Genomic DNA, 16,610 nt, shown 5'->3' on the forward strand with positions numbered 1-16,610 from the left:
ATGAATGATCATTGGGTGACAAAAAAACAGATTTTAAATTTACTCCAACATGATGAATACCTCTCTGGTGAACAAATTGCACAGCAAATAGGTTTATCTAGAACCGCAATTAATAATCATGTTATGCAATTAGCTGAATACGGTGTCGATATTTTCTCAGTTAAGGGAAAGGGCTATAAATTATCTAACCCACTACCTTTATTCGATGAAACTAAGTTGATTAGTAAGATTGAAAACCGTTGTTTTTACTTTGATGAAATAAAAAGCACTAATGCTTTTATGCTACAACATGCAGATGAACTAAAGAATGGCGATATCTGTATTGCTGAATATCAATCTGCTGGCAGAGGGAGAAGGGGACGCTTTTGGGTTTCACCATATGGTCATCATGTATATGCGTCTTTATTTTGGCGACTTAATCAAGGGATGGGTGCTGCTATGGGACTAAGTCTGGTAGTGGGATGCTCTATTGTGAAAACACTTCAGGAATATGGCGTCGAAAACTTAGGTCTTAAGTGGCCAAATGATATTTATAAAGACAATAAAAAATTAGCCGGAATTCTAATTGAGCTCTCGGGTCATTCGATTGATGAATGTAATTTAGTTATCGGTTTTGGCATTAATATGAGCATGTCAGACAAGCATGCTGAAGATATCGATCAACCTTGGAATGATTTAAGTACTCTCGGCGAAATGCCGAATAAAACGGATTTGTTAATCGACTTACATCAACAATTAAAAAAAGATCTGAGTTTATTTGAAGCAGAAGGCTTAGCGCCTTTTATTTCTCAATGGGAACAGCATGACTTATTTATCAATAAAAAAGTGGACTTGATTATGTCGCCGAAATCGATATCAGGTGTTTATAGAGGCATTGATGAACAAGGTGCAGTCTTACTCGATATAGATGGGACTGTTTCTGCACATGTTGGTGGGGAAATTAGTTTACGACCACAATAAATGTGTTATTTGCGTAAAAGCACTTGGTCCACTAAGTGATTTTGCGCCTTCTTCAAAATAAGATTTGCGCGTTCACGGCTTGGTTTAATATTGGTTTGTAAATTAGGTCCGTTTATCGTATCCCAGATATTGGCCGCTGTTTCATTAGCTTCTGTGTCTGAAAGCTCTGAATAATGATGAAAGAATGAATTTGGATCGCTAAACGCACCTTTACGGAACTGTAAGAAACGTTGTTGGTACCATTGTTTTAATAAGGTTTCGTTAGCATCCACATAGATCGAGAAATCAACAAAGTCTGATAAGAAGCTACTTTTGTTATCTGATGACAAATCAAGCGATGTTTGCAGAACGTTTAAACCTTCGATGATTAAAATATCGGGCTGTTTAATCTCTTGAACTGAATCAGTCAGTCTATCGTAAGTGACGTGTGAATACAGAGGTGCTTTGACGCATTCTTCTCCTGATTTAATATCCGAAATAAAGTCGATTAACATTTTCATGTCATAACTTTCAGGAAATCCCTTTCTTTTAAGCAGATTTCGTTCTTTGAGCTCAGCTAATGGGTATAAGAAGCCATCAGTGGTCACTAATTCAACCTTCGGGTGTTCAGGCCAACGTTGTAATAATGTTTGTAAGATACGCGCAGTGGTACTTTTACCAACAGCCACACTGCCAGAAATACTGATGATATATGGTGTATTAGTCGGTTTATGATTTAGAAACTGATCAAGTACTTCACTACGCTGACGTTTTGCGCTGATAATTAAGTTTAACAACCGACTTAAAGGCAAATAAATATCGGTTACTTCATCAAGAGAGAGCTTTTCATTCATCCCTCTAAGATTTTCTAATTCTTCTTGTTGGAGTGTCAGTGGTACTGAATTACGCAACTCAGACCATTGTTGGCGCTGAAAAGAAAAATAGAGAGCTTGATGTATAGATTTATTTGTTGTCATAACGTCCTTACCTTAGGTCAGGCACAGTACACCAACATTTTATAATGAACAATAGCAAATGTACTCTTAGTTATAGCGCTACAATAAATAGAGTTTTTTTTGGACATAGTTGTTAAATTAAGACGAAAAAAACGACATTTGACACTTTTTTTAGCTTTTTTATGATTTAGCTATTGCACTTGTGCCGACATTTACCTAATATCCGTTTCCGAAATGATTAGCCGGCATAGCTCAGTTGGTAGAGCAACTGACTTGTAATCAGTAGGTCCCGAGTTCGACTCTTGGTGCCGGCACCATTTTTCTGGAGGGGTTCCCGAGTGGCCAAAGGGATCAGACTGTAAATCTGACGGCTCAGCCTTCGAAGGTTCGAATCCTTCTCCCTCCACCATTTTTAAAAGGTAGTTGTGTAGCCTTAAACAGGTTGCGCGGATGTCGTATAATGGTATTACTCCAGCCTTCCAAGCTGATAACGCGGGTTCGATTCCCGCCATCCGCTCCAAATTGCTGTACGAATTGGTGACTCAATAATTCATTGCGAATTATTGAGTCATTCAAATCTAATAAATCAGCACTTCCTGTCTTATGCTAAACTAATCACCTAATATTTAAATAATCGATTCGATGACATTTATGCATCGGATTTTTTCTATATGTGTTTCATTACCAAGACGCTCAGTTGAGGCAATATCATGGCTAAAGAAAAATTTGAACGTAACAAACCACATGTAAACGTGGGTACAATTGGTCACGTCGACCATGGTAAAACTACTTTAACTGCAGCAATCTCAGCAGTATTGGCAAAAACATACGGTGGCGACGTTCGTGACTTCGCACAAATCGATAACGCTCCTGAAGAGCGTGAGCGCGGTATTACAATTAATACTTCTCACATCGAATATGACACACCTATCCGTCACTACGCACACGTAGATTGTCCTGGTCACGCCGATTATGTTAAAAACATGATTACTGGTGCTGCTCAAATGGATGGCGCTATCTTAGTAGTTGCTGCTACAGATGGTCCTATGCCACAAACACGTGAGCACATCTTGCTTTCACGTCAGGTTGGCGTACCTTTCATCATCGTATTCATGAACAAATGTGACATGGTTGACGATGAAGAACTACTTGAATTAGTAGAAATGGAAGTTCGTGAACTTCTTTCAGAATATGACTTCCCAGGTGATGACTTACCAGTTATCCAAGGTTCAGCGCTTAAAGCCCTTGAAGGCGAAGCTGATTGGGAAGCTAAAGTTCTTGAACTAGCTGAAGCTCTAGATACTTATATCCCAGAGCCAGAGCGTGATATCGATAAGCCATTCCTACTTCCTATTGAAGATGTATTCTCAATTTCAGGTCGTGGTACTGTTGTTACTGGTCGTGTAGAGCGCGGTATCATTACAGTAGGTGACGAAGTAGAAATCGTTGGTGTTAAAGACACAACTAAGTCTACTTGTACTGGTGTTGAAATGTTCCGTAAGCTTCTTGACGAAGGTCGTGCTGGCGAGAACTGTGGTGTTCTTCTACGTGGTATCAAGCGTGAAGATGTTGAACGTGGTCAAGTTCTTGCTAAGCCAGGAACAATCACTCCGCATACAACTTTCGAATCAGAAGTATACGTACTTTCGAAAGAAGAAGGCGGACGTCACACTCCATTCTTCAAAGGCTACCGTCCACAGTTTTACTTCCGTACAACGGACGTAACTGGAACAATCGAGCTTCCTGAAGGCGTAGAAATGGTAATGCCTGGTGATAACATCAAAATGGTTGTTACACTAATCTACCCAATCGCAATGGATGACGGTTTACGTTTCGCTATCCGTGAAGGTGGTCGTACTGTTGGTGCTGGTGTTGTAGCTAAAATCGTTGCTTAATAGCCGCTTTAGTTAACACTTTAAAAAGGAAGCTTCGGCTTCCTTTTTTTGTTTTAGTTTTTTTTTGCTTGTTTTACTGATGTTCTCTGGTGACAACCTTGCGAACTGGGTAGAATAAGAATACAATCTATGGCCGATTTTTGACCCTGAGCTGATGCTTTTCGTGGATTAATTCGGAAGTACTGGTTGATAATAGTACATTTTATCAAATTTAAGCTCAGGTCTAGTGAGTAACGGAACCAACCGATGACAACAAATACTGAAAACCAGACTAATCCTCTGGATATTGTTAAGTGGGGCATAGCAGCTATTTTGGTTGCCGCCGCTGTTATTGGCAACCAAGCATTTGGCGAAGCCAGTGTTGTGGTACGCGCGTTAGGCGTAATTGTTGCCTTTGTTATTGCAGCGTTTATTGCACTGCAAACTGTGAAAGGTAAAGAAGCTTTATCTTTTGCTCGTGAAGCTCACATTGAAGTTCGTAAAGTGGTTTGGCCAACTCGTCAAGAAGCGCTAAACACAACATTCATTGTTCTTGCTGCAACAGCTGTCGTAGCCGTTATCCTTTGGGGTTTCGACTGGGTACTATTGCGCGTTGTTAACCTAATTACTGGCGTATAGGCATTTACATGACTGAAGCAACAGAAGCTAAAAAAAGATGGTATGTGATTCAAGCATTTTCAGGCTATGAAGGCCGTGTTTGCAAGACTCTACTTGAATATATCAAAATGCATAACATGGAAGATTACTTCGCTGAGGTTTTAGTACCTACTGAAGAAGTCGTTGAAATGCGTGCAGGTCAGCGTCGCAAAAGCGAACGTAAATTCTTTCCAGGCTATGTATTAGTCCAAATGGAAATGAACGACGAAAGCTGGCATTTAGTGAAAAGTATTCCACGTGTAATGGGCTTTATCGGTGGTACTTCAGACCGTCCAGCGCCTATTTCAGATAAAGAAGCGGATGCAATTCTTCAGCGCTTACAAGACACTGTTGAGTCTCCAACTCATCGCGTTATGTATGAACCTGGTGAAGTTGTTCGTGTTAACGATGGTCCATTTGCTGATTTCAATGGCACTATCGAAGAAGTTGATTACGATAAGAACCGCGTTAAGGTTTCAGTAATGATCTTCGGTCGCTCTACTCCTGTTGAACTTGATTTCGATCAAGTTGAAAAGAGCTGATTAAATTAAATACAAATAGTATTTGTTTGCGGGTGCGGATTTTAGTATAATTCGCACCCGTAATTTTCAAGGGGAGCTTATCAGTATTTAACTGATACGCGTCTGAACCCAAACTGAGGAAATGTCGACATGGCAAAGAAGATTGATGCTTATATTAAGCTACAAGTAGCAGCCGGCGCTGCAAACCCGTCTCCACCAGTTGGACCTGCTTTAGGTCAAAAAGGTGTGAACATCATGGAATTCTGTAAAGCATTCAACGCTCGTACTGAAAAGTTCGAGAAAGGTATGCCGATTCCTGTTGTTATCACTGTATACAACGATCGTTCTTTCACGTTCGAAACTAAGACTCCTCCAGCATCTTTCTTATTATTGAAAGCTGCAGGCATCAAGTCTGGTTCTGGTCGTCCGAATACCGAGAAAGTTGGTACTATCAAGCGTAGCGCAGTTCAAGAAATTGCTGAATCAAAAGCTACTGATATGACTGGCGCTGATATTGAAGCGATGACTCGCTCAATTGAAGGTACTGCACGTTCAATGGGTTTGGTAGTAGAGGACTAATATAATGGCAAAGCTAACTAAGCGCATGCGCGTAATCCGTGAAAAATTAGACGGAACTAAGAGCTACGAAATCAATGAAGCATTAGCTTTATTACAAGAATTAGCAGCTGCTAAGTTCGTAGAAAGTGTTGACGTTGCTGTAAACTTGGGTATCGATCCTCGTAAATCAGATCAAAACGTTCGTGGCGCTACAGTATTGCCACATGGTACTGGCCGTGAAGTTCGTGTTGCTGTGTTTACACAGGGCGCAAATGCAGAAGCTGCTAAAGAAGCTGGTGCAGAACTTGTTGGTATGGAAGAACTAGCTGCACAAGTTAAAGCTGGTGAAATGAACTTTGACGTTGTTATCGCATCTCCTGATGCAATGCGCGTTGTTGGTATGCTAGGTCAAATCTTAGGCCCTCGTGGTTTAATGCCTAACCCTAAAACTGGTACAGTAACGCCTAACGTTGCTCAAGCAGTTAAAAATGCCAAAGCTGGTCAAGTTCGTTACCGTAACGACAAGAACGGTATTATCCACACTACTATTGGTAAAGTGGATTTCACACCAGTTCAGCTTAAAGAAAACTTAGAATCGCTTGTAGCGGCACTGAAAAAGGCTAAGCCTGCAGTTGCTAAAGGCGTTTACTTGAAGAAAGTTACTATCTCTACCACTATGGGTGCAGGCGTAACTATCGATCAAGGTAGCTTAGAAGAAGCTAAGTAATATACAAAGCTCGCGCATTAGTCTATAATGCGCGCACTTTGTGGGTTGAGGTCTTTTTTCTAAATGTGTTACTAATTTATTAGTTCATTTATTAATTAGATTTCCGTCCAAGACCGTAGGTGTGACTTAATCCTTACTTAATTTCCTACGTAGACGGTGTCAGACCCCCCAGATAGATTTGTTCTGCTGGAAAATCTGCACCGTAAGTCGTTAAACACTTTGTGTTTAACATGGTAAATTCTAGGGATATCCCTAGGTAGAATCCAGGAGTAAAGCCAATGGCATTAAGACTCGAAGACAAAAAAGCGATTGTTGCTGAAGTCAACGAAGCAGCCAAAGGTGCTTTATCTGCAGTTGTTGCCGATTCACGCGGCGTAACTGTAGGTGATATGACCGGTTTGCGTAAAGCAGCTCGCGAAGCTGGTGTATTTGTACGTGTAGTACGTAATACATTAGTTAAACGCGCTGTAGCTGGCACTGATTTTGAGTGTCTTAGCGAAACGTTTACAGGTCCTACTTTAATTGCCTTTTCTAACGAGCACCCAGGTGCTGCAGCACGTCTATTAAAAGACTTCGCTGCTACGCAAGAAAAGTTTGAAATTAAAGCAGCAGCCTTTGAAGGGGAATTAATCCCTGCAGCAGATATTGATCGTTTAGCGAAATTACCAACTTACGACGAAGCACTAGCTCAGTTAATGATGACTCTAAAAGAAGCATCTGCTGGCAAGTTTGTTCGTACCTTGGCCGCTCTTCGCGATCAAAAAGAAGCAGCTTAATATTTTATTAGCCGCTTAATTAAATTGAATTCAGTACAATAGGAATTTTTTGTTATGTCTATCACAAAAGACCAAATCTTAGAAGCTTTCGCAGAAATGTCTGTAATGGAAGTTGTTGAACTTATCGAAGCAATGGAAGAAAAATTCGGCGTTTCTGCTGCAGCTGCAGTAGTTTCTGGTGGTGGTGATACAGCCGCTGCTGCTGAGCAAACTGAATTTGACGTTGTAATGACGTCTTTCGGTGCTAACAAAGTTGCTGTAATTAAAGCACTTCGCGCTGCTACAGGTCTTGGCCTGAAAGAAGCTAAAGCTATGGCTGAATCTGCTCCAGTAGCAGTTAAAGAAGCTGTATCTAAAGAAGAAGCTGATGCACTTAAAGCAGATCTAGATGCTGCTGGCGCTGAAGTAGAAGTTAAGTAAGTTATACTTTAACTTACCACCTCCCGAGTGATCGGGTGGAGGCTGACGGTTTTTTAACCGTCGGCCTTTTTTGCGCTATATGCGCAGGCGATTTTTTATTCACCGTTTGTCGCCAGTTTTAGCAGTTCCTAGCAGAGATTACTGGTTAGGTTCTTGCCATCAACGGTGATGGGCAAACGTGCTGTTTTAATCTTTGTATTAATTCAGTCTTGGTCACATCTCGTAAGTAGAGGAAACCCATGGTTTACTCCTATTCTGAAAAGAAGCGTATTCGTAAAGACTTTGGAAAACGTCCAAAAGTTTTGGATATTCCGTATCTGTTGTCTATTCAATTAGACTCATTTAAAAAGTTCACAGATCAAGATCCTACGGGTGAACGTGGTTTCGAAGCCGCATTCCGTAGCGTTTTTCCCATCAAGAGCTTTTCTGGCAACTCTGAACTGCAATATGTCAGTTACAAGCTAGGTGAGCCAGTTTTTGATGTGAAAGAGTGTCAGATCCGCGGTATTACATACTCAGCTCCATTACGCGTTAAATTGCGTATGGTTCTATATGACCGTGAAGCTGCACCAGGCACAGTTAAAGACATTAAAGAACAAGAAGTCTACATGGGTGATATCCCATTAATGACTGACAATGGTACTTTTGTAATCAATGGTACTGAGCGTGTTATCGTGTCTCAGTTACACCGTTCTCCTGGTGTATTCTTTGATCATGACCGTGGTAAAACCCACTCTTCAGGTAAAGTGTTATATAACGCACGTATCATTCCTTACCGTGGTTCATGGCTTGATTTTGAATTTGATCCAAAAGATGCATTATTTGTACGTATCGATCGTCGCCGTAAATTACCTGCGACTATTATGTTACGTGCACTTGAGTTTTCGACTCAAGAAATCTTAGACTTATTCTTTGAACGTATTCAGTTCAAAATTAAGAAAGATTCTCTTGTTATGGCACTTGTGCCAGATCGTTTGCGTGGTGAAACTGCCAGTTACGACATCAAAGATTCTGAAGGCAAGTTACTTGTCGAAGCGGGTCGTCGTATTACTGCTCGTCACATTAAACAGCTTGAAAAAACTGCCACAAGTGAGCTGGAAGTTCCAGTTGATTACATTGTTGGCAAGTATGCAGCTCAAGATTATATCGATCAAGATACTGGTGAAGTCATTGTTAACGCAAATGCTGAAATCACCCTTGAAGACCTAGCTAAACTTTCTTTAGCGGGTATTAAAGATGTTGATACATTGTTTATCAATGACCTTGATCATGGTGCTTATATTTCAGACACATTACGTATAGATTCAACAACTAACCGCTTAGAAGCATTAGTTGAAATCTACCGTATGATGCGTCCTGGTGAGCCACCAACCAAAGATGCTGCTGAAGGTTTATTCCAAAACTTATTCTTTAGCCCAGAACGTTATGACTTATCTAAAGTAGGTCGTATGAAGTTTAACCGTCGTCTTGAAATTACTGAAGACGAAGGTGAAGGCGTATTGTCTAAAGAAGACATCGTTCACGTTATGAAGAAAATCATCGAAATCCGTAACGGTTACGATGAAGTCGACGATATTGACCATCTAGGTAACCGTCGTATTCGTAGTGTTGGCGAAATGGCTGAAAACCAATTCCGTGTTGGTCTAGTTCGTGTTGAGCGTGCAGTTCGTGAACGTCTATCATTAGGCGATTTAAATGAATTAATGCCACAAGACTTAATCAATGCTAAGCCTATTTCTGCGGCAGTGAAAGAATTCTTTGGTTCTTCGCAATTGTCTCAGTTCATGGATCAAAACAACCCGTTGTCTGAAGTGACGCATAAGCGTCGTATTTCTGCACTTGGTCCTGGTGGTTTAACACGTGAACGTGCTGGTTTTGAAGTACGCGATGTACATCCTACTCACTACGGTCGTTTATGTCCGATTGAAACTCCTGAGGGACCAAACATTGGTCTGATTAACTCATTAGCAAGTTTCGCTCGTACTAACTCTTACGGTTTCCTTGAAACGCCTTACCGCAAGGTAGTTGATGGCGTGATTACTGATGATGTTGAATACTTATCAGCGATTGAAGAAGGTCGTTACGTAATTGCACAGGCTAACGTTGAAGTAGATGGTTCAAATCATATCATCGAAGAGCAAGTTGCTTGTCGTCATAAAGGTGAAACCACCTTTATGCGTGCTGCTGACATCCAATATATGGATGTATCGCCACAACAGATTATTTCTGTTGCAGCATCACTAATTCCGTTCTTAGAACACGATGATGCTAACCGTGCATTGATGGGTGCAAACATGCAACGTCAAGCGGTTCCTACTTTACGTGTTGATAAGCCGTTAGTGGGTACTGGTATTGAACGTATCATTGCTGTGGATTCAGGTGTTGTTGTTTCGGCAAAACGTGGTGGTGTTGTAGATTATGTAGACGCAAGTCGTATCGTAATTAAAGTTGACGAGTCAGAATTGACACCTGGCGAAGCCGGTATCGATATCTATAACTTAACTAAATACACTCGCTCTAACCAGAACACGTGTATTAACCAACGTCCTTGTTGTTCAGTTGGTGATCCAATTGTACGTGGCGACGTGTTAGCCGATGGTCCATCAACCGATTTAGGTGATTTGGCTCTTGGTCAGAACATGCGTATCGCGTTCATGCCTTGGAATGGTTACAACTTCGAAGATTCGATCTTAATTTCTGAACGCGTAGCGCAAGAAGATCGTTTTACTACTATTCATATTCAGGAGCTTTCTTGTATTGCTCGTGATACGAAATTAGGTAGTGAAGAGATTACTGCTGATATTCCAAACGTAGGTGAGTCTGCATTATCTAAATTAGATGAGTCAGGTATTGTTTACATTGGTGCTGAAGTTAAAGGCGGCGATATTCTAGTTGGTAAAGTAACACCTAAGGGTGAAACACAGCTGACTCCAGAAGAGAAGCTATTGCGAGCTATTTTCGGTGAAAAAGCTTCAGATGTTAAGGACAGCTCTTTACGTGTACCTAACTCTGTTAAAGGCACAATTATCGATGTTCAAGTATTCACTCGTGACGGTATCGAAAAAGATAAACGTGCGCTTGAAATTGAAGAGTTGCATGTTGGCCAAGCTCGTAAAGATTTAGGCGAAGAGTTTCAGATCCTTGAAGAAGGTGTCTTGAGCCGTGCGCGTAACTTGTTACTTGCTGCTGGTTTCTCTCAGGAGAAAATCGCTGAATTACCACGTAAAGATGTGTTGATTCAGGTTATCGATGATGAAACTAAACAAACTGAACTAGAGCAATTAGCTGAGCAACATGAAGAGCTAAAAGCTGACTTTGATAAAAAGTTTGAAGTTAAACGTCGTAAAATCACCCAAGGTGATGATTTAGCACCTGGTGTACTGAAAATTGTTAAGGTTTACCTAGCAGTTAAACGTACTATCCAGCCTGGTGATAAAATGGCGGGTCGTCATGGTAACAAGGGTGTAATCTCTAAGATTTGTCCTATTGAAGACATGCCTTACGATGAAACTGGTGATCCAGTAGATATCGTACTTAACCCATTGGGCGTACCTTCGCGTATGAACATTGGTCAGGTACTAGAAGTCCATTTAGGTGCTGCTGCAAAAGGTATTGGTAATCGTATTACTGCTATGCTTGAAGAGCAACGCGAACTGGCAGAGCTACGTAGCTACATTCAGCAGGTTTATGACTTAGGTGATGACGTTCTTCAGAAAGTCGACATCAGTACATTTACTGATCATGAAGTAGTGCGCTTAGCTAAGAACCTGAGAGGCGGCATACCAATTGCTACGCCAGCTTTCGATGGTGCTAAAGAGAAAGAGATCAAGCAAATGCTTGAACTTGCAGGATTACCTTCATCTGGCCAGTTAACATTATGTGACGGCCGTACCGGTAACGAATTTGAGCGTAAAGTAACTGTTGGTTACATGTATATGCTTAAATTGAACCATTTAGTTGATGACAAGATGCACGCCCGTTCAACCGGTTCGTACAGCTTAGTTACACAGCAACCATTGGGCGGTAAAGCTCAATTCGGTGGTCAGCGTTTCGGTGAGATGGAAGTATGGGCACTAGAAGCATACGGTGCAGCATATACTCTTCAGGAAATGCTAACGGTTAAATCAGATGACGTTAACGGTCGTACACAGATGTATAAGAGCATCGTCGACGGTAACCATCAGATGCATCCAGGCATGCCTGAGTCTTTCAACGTATTGTTGAAGGAAATTCGTTCACTTGGTATTAATATCGAGTTGGATCAAGAGTAAGCATCGCTCTTAAGCAATGTTTGGTAACCAAGGATGCTTTGCAGTAGCAAAGCATCTGGTTTAACTCCTTCAGGAGAGAAACGTGAAAGACTTATTAAAGTTTCTTAAACAGCAAAGCAAGACTGAAGAATTTAACGGAATTAAAATTGGTCTGGCTTCGCCAGATCTAATCCGTTCTTGGTCTTTTGGTGAAGTTAAAAAACCAGAAACTATTAACTACCGTACCTTTAAACCTGAACGTGAAGGTTTATTCTGTGCGCGTATTTTCGGTCCTGTAAAAGATTACGAATGTTTGTGTGGTAAATACAAACGTTTGAAGCATCGTGGTGTTATTTGTGAGAAGTGTGGCGTAGAAGTTACACAGACTAAAGTGCGTCGTGAGCGCATGGGTCATATTGATCTTGCAAGCCCAGTTGCACATATTTGGTTCTTGAAATCACTTCCGAGTCGTATCGGCTTAATGCTTGATATGACACTTCGTGACATCGAACGTGTACTTTATTTTGAATCATTTGTAGTGATCGAGCCTGGCATGACCAGTCTTGAACGTGGTCAAATGTTGACAGAAGAAACGTATCTTGATGCATTAGAAGAGTACGGTGATGAGTTCGAAGCTAAAATGGGTGCAGAAGCAGTCTTAGACTTGCTACGTGCAATCAATTTAGAAGAACAGATCGAGCAAATGCGTGAAGAGTTGCCTTCAATTAACTCTGAAACCCGTCGTAAAAAGGTGACTAAACGCCTTAAATTGATGGAAGCATTCTTCACTTCAGGTAACAAGCCTGAATGGATGATCTTAAAAGTTTTACCGGTTCTACCACCTGATTTACGTCCTCTAGTACCACTAGATGGCGGACGTTTTGCTACGTCTGATTTGAACGACCTTTACCGTCGTGTAATCAACCGTAACAACCGTCTTAAACGTCTATTAGACTTAGCTGCTCCAGACATTATCGTACGTAACGAAAAGCGTATGTTACAAGAGTCTGTTGATGCACTATTAGATAATGGTCGTCGTGGTCGTGCTATTACTGGTTCTAACAAGCGTCCTCTTAAATCTTTGGCTGATATGATCAAAGGTAAGCAAGGTCGTTTCCGTCAGAACTTGCTAGGTAAGCGTGTTGATTACTCTGGTCGTTCGGTTATTACCGTAGGTCCTACTTTACGCCTGCATCAATGTGGTCTTCCTAAGAAGATGGCACTTGAGCTATTCAAACCATTCATTTATGGCAAGTTAGAAGGTCGTGGTTTAGCTACTACGATTAAAGCTGCTAAGAAAATGGTTGAACGCGAGCAGCCTGAAGTATGGGATGTTTTAGACGAAGTCATTCGTGAACATCCAGTTATGCTTAACCGTGCACCAACACTTCATAGACTTGGTATCCAGGCGTTTGAGCCGGTACTAATTGAAGGTAAAGCTATTCAATTGCATCCATTAGTATGTGCGGCATATAACGCCGACTTCGATGGTGACCAAATGGCTGTGCACGTACCATTAACGCTTGAAGCTCAACTAGAAGCTCGTTCGTTAATGATGTCGACAAACAACATCCTTTCTCCAGCAAATGGTGAGCCAGTTATAACGCCTTCTCAAGACGTTGTATTAGGTCTTTACTATACTAGCCGTGAATGTGTTAACGGTCGCGGTGAAGGAATGGCATTTATGTCAGTTGATGAAGTTGAAAAAGCTTATGCGACAGGTGCGGCTGAATTACACGCTCGTATCAAAGTTCGTATAACTGAAACTTCGTTTGACGACAATGGTGACAAGACTCAAAGCCGTCGTATTGTAGATACTACAGTCGGTCGTGCGTTGTTATCGCAGATCTTGCCAAAAGGCTTACCTTACGAACTGGTTAACCAGAACATGGGTAAGAAGCAAATCTCGAAACTATTGAACACTTGTTACCGTACACTAGGCCTTAAAGATACTGTTATCTTTGCTGACCAATTAATGTATACCGGTTTCCGTTATGCAACTATCTCTGGTGCCTCTGTTGGTATCAACGATATGGTTATCCCAGATGAGAAGTACACTTTAGTTGAAGACGCTGAACGCGAAGTGCTTGAAATTCAAGAGCAGTTCCAATCAGGTCTTGTTACGGCTGGTGAGCGTTACAACAAAGTTATCGATATTTGGGCAAGCACCAACGATAAAATCTCTAAAGCAATGATGGACAACTTGAAGAAAGAAGTTGTTATCAACCGCGATGGCGAAGAAGAAGAGCAAGATTCGTTTAACAGCGTCTATATGATGGCTGATTCGGGCGCTCGTGGTAGTGCTGCACAGATTCGTCAGCTAGCTGGTATGCGTGGTTTGATGGCTAAGCCTGATGGCTCAATCATTGAAACACCGATTACCGCTAACTTCCGTGAAGGTCTAAACGTACTTCAGTACTTCATCTCTACTCACGGTGCGCGTAAAGGTCTTGCCGATACAGCATTGAAAACAGCTAACTCGGGTTATCTAACTCGACGTCTTGTAGATGTTGCACAAGATTTAGTTGTTATTGAAGACGATTGTGGTACTCATGGTGGTTTGACTATGAAGCCGTTGATTGAAGGTGGTGATGTTAAAGAACCTCTTCGTGAACGTGTTCTGGGTCGTGTTGTTGCTATTGATGTCATTGAACCTGGTTCTGACAAAGTCCTTGCGCCACGTAACACATTACTTGACGAAGCATGGTGTAATCTTCTTGAAGAGCACAGTGTTGATGAAGTCATTGTACGTTCAGTAATTTCTTGTGAAACAGATTTTGGTGTTTGTGCTGCTTGTTACGGACGTGACTTAGCACGTGGTCATATTATTAACCACGGTGAAGCTATCGGTGTTGTTGCCGCTCAATCAATTGGTGAGCCAGGTACACAGCTTACGATGCGTACCTTCCACATTGGTGGTGCAGCATCGCGTGATTCAGCTGCAAACAATGTTCAAATTAAGAACTCAGGTACTCTTAAGTTACATAACGCTAAACACGTTAGTAATATTGAGGGTAAGTTGGTTATTGTTTCTCGTTCATCTGAACTGGCAATTATTGACGAACTTGGTCGTGAGAAAGAACGTTACAGAGTACCTTACGGTACCGTGCTAGAAGCGTTGGAAGATAGTGAAGTGACAGCAGGCGCAATCATTGCGAACTGGGATCCACATACTCACCCAATTATTTCTGAAGTTGCTGGTACTGTTAAGTTCGTTGAAATGGTTGAAGGCGTCACTATGACGCGTCAAACAGATGATCTAACTGGTCTTTCTTCAATTGTTGTTCTTGACCCAAGTGCCCGTGGTACAGCAGGTAAAGAAATGCGACCTGCTATCCGTCTAATCGACAAAGATGGCAACGACCTTATGATTCCAGGTACTGAAGTACCTGCGCAATACTTCTTACCAGGTAATGCGATTGTTTCAAAAGACGATGATGCGCAAATCAACGTTGGTGACGCTTTAGCACGTATTCCTCAAGAATCGTCTAAAACTCGCGATATTACCGGTGGTCTACCACGTGTTGCTGACTTGTTCGAAGCACGTAAGCCGAAAGAGCCTGCTATCCTTGCTGAAATCTCGGGTACAATCTCATTTGGTAAAGAAACCAAAGGTAAAGTACGTCTAGTCATCAGCCCAGCTGATGGTAGTGAACATTACGAAGAAATGATCCCTAAATGGCGTAACCTGAACGTGTTCGAAGGTGAAAAAGTTGAACGTGGTGAAGTTATTGCTGACGGCCCAGAAGCTGCGCATGACATCCTGCGTTTACGTGGTATTCATAATGTTGCTAACTACATTGTTGATGAAGTTCAAGACGTATACCGTCTACAGGGCGTTAAAATCAATGATAAGCACATTGAGGTGATTATTCGCCAAATGCTACGTAAGTGCTTAATTACAGATGCTGGTGATACTGATTTCTTAGTCGGTGAACAAGCTGAAGTAGCCCGTGTTAAGATCGCTAACCGTGAACTTGAAGCACAAGGCAAAACACCTGCGAAGTTTGAGCGTGAATTATTAGGTATTACCAAAGCATCTTTGGCTACTGAATCATTCATCTCAGCGGCATCGTTCCAGGAAACTACTCGTGTACTAACCGAGGCTGCTGTTGGCGGTAAGAGCGATCCATTACGTGGTCTTAAGGAAAACGTAATTGTTGGTCGTCTAATCCCAGCTGGTACCGGTTATGCTTATCACACGGCTCGTAATGAAGCTCGTGCGAACGTTAAGTCTGATAAAGCAGAAGCACCAGTAATCACTGCAAGCGAAGCAGAAAAGAACTTAGCTGACTTACTGAATTTGGCCGGAAGCGCTGACTAAAGTAAACGTTATGTTAAAAAAAGGCGCCTTTGGCGCCTTTTTTATTGGAAATTGCATGAAAAGTTGTCTATTTCTTGACAGATGGTCATTACCTTTCTAAACTTTCGCGTCCCATCATAGTGGGATATAGATTTTTCACACAAACTTGTTGAGATTTTTTCAACTAAACGGAGCTATACATGGCAACTGTAAACCAGTTGGTACGTAAGCCACGCGCGCCAAAAGTCGATAAGACTAATGTGCCTGCGTTGGAAGCGTGTCCACAAAAACGTGGTGTTTGTACTCGCGTATATACAACTACACCAAAAAAACCTAACTCTGCACTACGTAAAGTAGCTCGTGTTCGCTTAACTAACGGTTTCGAAGTTACTTCGTACATCGGTGGTGAAGGTCACAACTTGCAGGAACATAGTGTAATTCTAATCCGTGGTGGTCGTGTTAAAGATCTACCTGGTGTGCGTTACCACACTATTCGCGGTGCATTAGATTGTGCTGGCGTAAGTGCTCGTCGCAACGGCCGTTCTAAGTACGGTGCTAAGCGTCCTAAGTCGTAACTTGTCCGTTTAAGTAAGGCCAAGCTAGTTAAAACATTCCAGTTTTGGAAGTAC

The 16,610-nt window shown here is 41.7% G+C and carries 12 protein-coding genes and 3 tRNA genes; 14 read left to right on the top strand and 1 reads right to left on the bottom strand.

Going from position 1 to position 16,610, the window contains the following annotated elements; all coding sequences use genetic code 11:
- Positions 1-960, top strand: coding sequence for a bifunctional biotin--[acetyl-CoA-carboxylase] ligase/biotin operon repressor BirA (birA, locus tag FPK91_RS14505; protein WP_144211906.1), 960 nt, complete (start codon positions 1-3; stop codon positions 958-960).
- A 5-nt stretch (positions 961-965) separates the two neighbouring features.
- Here the strand turns inward: birA and coaA are convergent, their stop codons facing one another.
- Positions 966-1,916 carry a type I pantothenate kinase gene (gene coaA, locus FPK91_RS14510; RefSeq protein WP_144211907.1) on the bottom strand — a complete coding sequence of 317 codons (951 nt, stop codon included), beginning with the start codon at positions 1,914-1,916 and terminating at the stop codon, positions 966-968.
- Between the two features lie 220 nt (positions 1,917-2,136).
- Here coaA and FPK91_RS14515 point away from each other — a divergent pair.
- The 13 genes from FPK91_RS14515 (at position 2,137) to rpsL (ending at position 16,556) form a co-directional block, all read left to right on the top strand.
- Positions 2,137-2,212, top strand: a tRNA-Thr gene (locus tag FPK91_RS14515).
- A 7-nt stretch (positions 2,213-2,219) separates the two neighbouring features.
- Positions 2,220-2,304 (top strand) — tRNA-Tyr (locus FPK91_RS14520).
- A 37-nt stretch (positions 2,305-2,341) separates the two neighbouring features.
- Positions 2,342-2,415, top strand: a tRNA-Gly gene (locus FPK91_RS14525).
- Positions 2,416-2,605: 190 nt separating this feature from the next.
- The gene (gene tuf / locus FPK91_RS14530; protein ID WP_144211908.1) at positions 2,606-3,790 is read left to right on the top strand and encodes an elongation factor Tu; all 1,185 of its coding nucleotides are present in this window, start codon (positions 2,606-2,608) and stop codon (positions 3,788-3,790) included.
- Between the two features lie 246 nt (positions 3,791-4,036).
- On the top strand, positions 4,037-4,408 hold the full coding sequence (secE, locus tag FPK91_RS14535; protein ID WP_144211909.1) for a preprotein translocase subunit SecE: 372 nt from the start codon (positions 4,037-4,039) through the stop codon (positions 4,406-4,408).
- Between the two features lie 8 nt (positions 4,409-4,416).
- The gene (gene nusG / locus FPK91_RS14540) at positions 4,417-4,968 is read left to right on the top strand and encodes a transcription termination/antitermination protein NusG (RefSeq protein WP_144211910.1); all 552 of its coding nucleotides are present in this window, start codon (positions 4,417-4,419) and stop codon (positions 4,966-4,968) included.
- Positions 4,969-5,097: 129 nt separating this feature from the next.
- Positions 5,098-5,526: a 50S ribosomal protein L11 gene (rplK, locus tag FPK91_RS14545; RefSeq protein WP_144211911.1), complete on the top strand. Its 429-nt coding sequence runs from the start codon at positions 5,098-5,100 to the stop codon at positions 5,524-5,526.
- Between the two features lie 4 nt (positions 5,527-5,530).
- On the top strand, positions 5,531-6,232 hold the full coding sequence (rplA, locus tag FPK91_RS14550) for a 50S ribosomal protein L1 (RefSeq protein ID WP_144211912.1): 702 nt from the start codon (positions 5,531-5,533) through the stop codon (positions 6,230-6,232).
- A 278-nt stretch (positions 6,233-6,510) separates the two neighbouring features.
- Positions 6,511-7,008 carry a 50S ribosomal protein L10 gene (gene rplJ, locus FPK91_RS14555; protein ID WP_144211913.1) on the top strand — a complete coding sequence of 166 codons (498 nt, stop codon included), beginning with the start codon at positions 6,511-6,513 and terminating at the stop codon, positions 7,006-7,008.
- Between the two features lie 54 nt (positions 7,009-7,062).
- Entirely contained in the window at positions 7,063-7,428 is a 366-nt protein-coding gene (rplL, locus tag FPK91_RS14560) for a 50S ribosomal protein L7/L12 (RefSeq protein ID WP_144211914.1), read from the top strand.
- 239 nt (positions 7,429-7,667) lie between these two features.
- Positions 7,668-11,699, top strand: coding sequence for a DNA-directed RNA polymerase subunit beta (rpoB, locus tag FPK91_RS14565; protein WP_144211915.1), 4,032 nt, complete (start codon positions 7,668-7,670; stop codon positions 11,697-11,699).
- An 82-nt stretch (positions 11,700-11,781) separates the two neighbouring features.
- Positions 11,782-16,002, top strand: a complete 4,221-nt coding sequence (gene rpoC / locus FPK91_RS14570; RefSeq protein WP_144211916.1) for a DNA-directed RNA polymerase subunit beta' — start codon at positions 11,782-11,784, stop codon at positions 16,000-16,002.
- A 179-nt stretch (positions 16,003-16,181) separates the two neighbouring features.
- On the top strand, positions 16,182-16,556 hold the full coding sequence (rpsL, locus tag FPK91_RS14575) for a 30S ribosomal protein S12 (protein WP_144211917.1): 375 nt from the start codon (positions 16,182-16,184) through the stop codon (positions 16,554-16,556).
- The last annotated feature ends 54 nt before the right edge of the window (positions 16,557-16,610 follow it).

This window comes from Shewanella donghaensis (genome assembly GCF_007567505.1).
Taxonomy (GTDB): Bacteria; Pseudomonadota; Gammaproteobacteria; order Enterobacterales; family Shewanellaceae; genus Shewanella; species Shewanella donghaensis.